Raw genomic sequence first — 2,636 nt, 5'->3', positions numbered from 1 at the left:
TGCGTAAAAAAGAGGAAATCTTGACTGATGTGGATCACATAGATTAAAAATAGGGCTTCACGTTACGTTAGGTGCTTAGTGATCCACATCAATCTGGAATCGGTGATCCAATTCACCGGAATACGCAAAATATTGGGAATATCACAAAAAGCAATCCAAACAGAGGTTATACGGATGTTGATAACTGTGTCGATTTAAAAGACCCACACCCAAAAGCTTTAGACTTTTATACAAATGTACTGGGCTTCATCAAAAAGAATGATGTCCCATTAGGTGAGCATAGGTGGTTGACTGTTGTGTCCTCACAGGAACAAGATGGGGTTGAGTTACTACTTGAACCTATAGCGTTTGAGCCAACAAAAACTTATCAAAAATCATTGAAAGAAGCAGGCATTCCTTGGACGGCATTTGAAGTGCAAGATTTGGATAGTGAATTTGAAAGATTAACCAAGTTAGGCGTTGAGTTTTTTATCACTCCTAAAGAAGCGGGCACAGTAAAGATTGCCGTGCTAGACGATACATGTGGCAATTACATCCAATTAATGCAAATAATGACTGAAGTGTGAATTTTCTCTAACACCATCTGTTTGTATGAGTGAGGAGCATAATGTTTAATGTTGCAGTTTGCATCAAACCAAGTGCTATCCATGGGATTGGTTTATTTACAAAGCAAATGATAAAAAAAGGACAAGTCATTTATACTGAAACACCAGAATTAGACTTACACCTAAGCAAAGAGCAATTTGCTGAACTCGATGAAAAAGAGCAAGCGTTTATCGAACATTTTGGCTTCTTTAACGAAACAGAAAATCATTGGCATTTATCACACGACAATATTAGGTTTTGTAATCATGCCACACAATCAAACATTACATGGAAAGATAATGCTTACCTTGTCGCATTAAGAGACATTACAAAAGGCGAGGAGTAAGTATAGGATTATCGAGAAATGAATACCTATTCCTGCCGAGATCTTGATAATTAATGCTAAGCAAAAAGCAAGTTATATTGACATTAGCCCTGCAAACTTCAGGATTGTAAAAAACTTATTATCATCCATTAACGATAATCACTTATCGGCACATGTAGGATTACACAGTCATTCTGTTGCAAGCGATGATATACTTTTTTATCTAAATTCATTTATTATCACAAACAAACATACTACCTATAAGCTTAAATAAAAATGACTATAAAAAAGCAAAGCTACTTTCATAAAGAATCTTTTTCTGTACTGATCGATGAAGCTAAACTGACGATGTTTAATCGCATTTGGGAACGTATAGCGCAACCGGGTTACTGGTGGGATGCCACTGAAAAAAATGCTATAGCCCAAGTTATTCGCGCGGCAAAACCTCGCCCAGTATACGACCGCAAGCGAAAATCCATTACCGAGCTATTGCAAGCCCCAACCACAGGCATACTTTCTCCACTAACTATTGATACCATTGAGCGTATTGTTACTGAATCCGGCCAGCTAAATACCGAATGGGCGAAGGAGGTCATTGAGCATTTGGGCGAAGGCGCTTATGCCGAATTAATCGGAATTACTATTTTACTGCTCCCTGTCGATTTGTTCTGCCGCTTCTTAGGCGTAGTTCCTATGCCATTGCCAACTCCGATAGTTGGTGAACCGACACGACAGTATCCAGAAAACTTACGCGACAATGGTGCTTGGATTCGACAAACCCAAGAAGCGATTGACGACCCGAATTTAGTAAACGTTTCGCGAGCTATCAGTATATTACCGATAGAAAACGGTTTGCGCAGAGACTTAGTCGAAACCATGTATATGGAAGGTCATAGTTTTTTTGATAAAATCTGGAAAAACAAAGCTCTGTCTCGCCCACAGTTGGAAATCCTGGCGACTAAAACATCTATGATAAATCAGTGTTTTTATTGCGCCAATGGTCATGCTGCTATTCTGGATATCGTTGCCAAAAAAGCAGGGCAAAAAAGCGATTTAAATTTGCTTAATAACGCTTCTATTGAGAGTGCTATTCCGCAAAGCACTTTACTTTTGGAAGTGACGGAACAAATTAACCGTGAACCTGAATCCGCGATACAGTTCCATAAGCCGCTAACTCAAATTTTCGGAGAAAAAGGAATGCTTGAAGTCTTGGCTACAATTGCCATCTTCAATGGACTGAACCGCACATCAGATCCGGCCGGAGTTCCTATGGAAGAAGTGCTATTAGCCGTTATGGGCAAGAAGATTGATGAACTGGCGCTTTCAGAATTTCAGGGAGTAAACTACATCCGTGTCCCCAAAGGTTTAGAACGTATTAAAATTTTGCTGGCATTTGCTTGGAGGAGATTGTGGAAAGCAGGGCAATAGGGTTAGATCATTAATATGAATTCAGAACCGTTAACTATCTAGGTAATCTCATGTTTTTAGAAGTATCTGTACGCCCCGAGCAGCCTGATGACTCTGAAGATATTAACTCAAGTTTCGGAGTTCAAATCCAACAATAAAAATCGTTTATCATGTTGATATTTAAAGAAAAGATAAGGGTTTGCGTGTTATAATCTTGTTGCTTAGACAAAAACTAAAACACACAAACCCTTAGATAAATATTGACATGAAATCACTTCCGCTTCCATCACTTACTTCTAATTTTTTACTTCGATCTGGT

At 38.8% G+C, this 2,636-nt stretch carries 3 protein-coding genes; all 3 read left to right on the top strand.

Translation table 11 applies throughout. The features are described from left to right. Nucleotides 1-71 precede the first annotated feature (71 nt). The 3 genes from D5018_RS21125 to D5018_RS21110 all read left to right on the top strand — a co-directional run bounded on the left by D5018_RS21125 (nucleotide 72) and on the right by D5018_RS21110 (nucleotide 2,338). A complete protein-coding gene (locus D5018_RS21125) occupies nucleotides 72-566 on the top strand; it encodes a VOC family protein (RefSeq protein WP_243637490.1) in 495 nt (164 codons plus the stop codon). Nucleotides 567-607: 41 nt separating this feature from the next. Then, nucleotides 608-931 carry an SET domain-containing protein-lysine N-methyltransferase gene (locus D5018_RS21120; protein ID WP_121840941.1) on the top strand — a complete coding sequence of 108 codons (324 nt, stop codon included), beginning with the start codon at nucleotides 608-610 and terminating at the stop codon, nucleotides 929-931. 255 nt (nucleotides 932-1,186) lie between these two features. After that, nucleotides 1,187-2,338: an alkylhydroperoxidase-related (seleno)protein gene (locus D5018_RS21110; RefSeq protein WP_121840939.1), complete on the top strand. Its 1,152-nt coding sequence runs from the start codon at nucleotides 1,187-1,189 to the stop codon at nucleotides 2,336-2,338. Nucleotides 2,339-2,636 lie beyond the last annotated feature (298 nt).

Source organism: Parashewanella curva (assembly GCF_003675895.1).
Taxonomy (GTDB): domain Bacteria; phylum Pseudomonadota; class Gammaproteobacteria; order Enterobacterales; family Shewanellaceae; genus Parashewanella; species Parashewanella curva.
The sequence above is the reverse complement of the archived record's forward strand: the minus strand, read 5'-3'. Positions and strand labels throughout refer to the sequence as shown.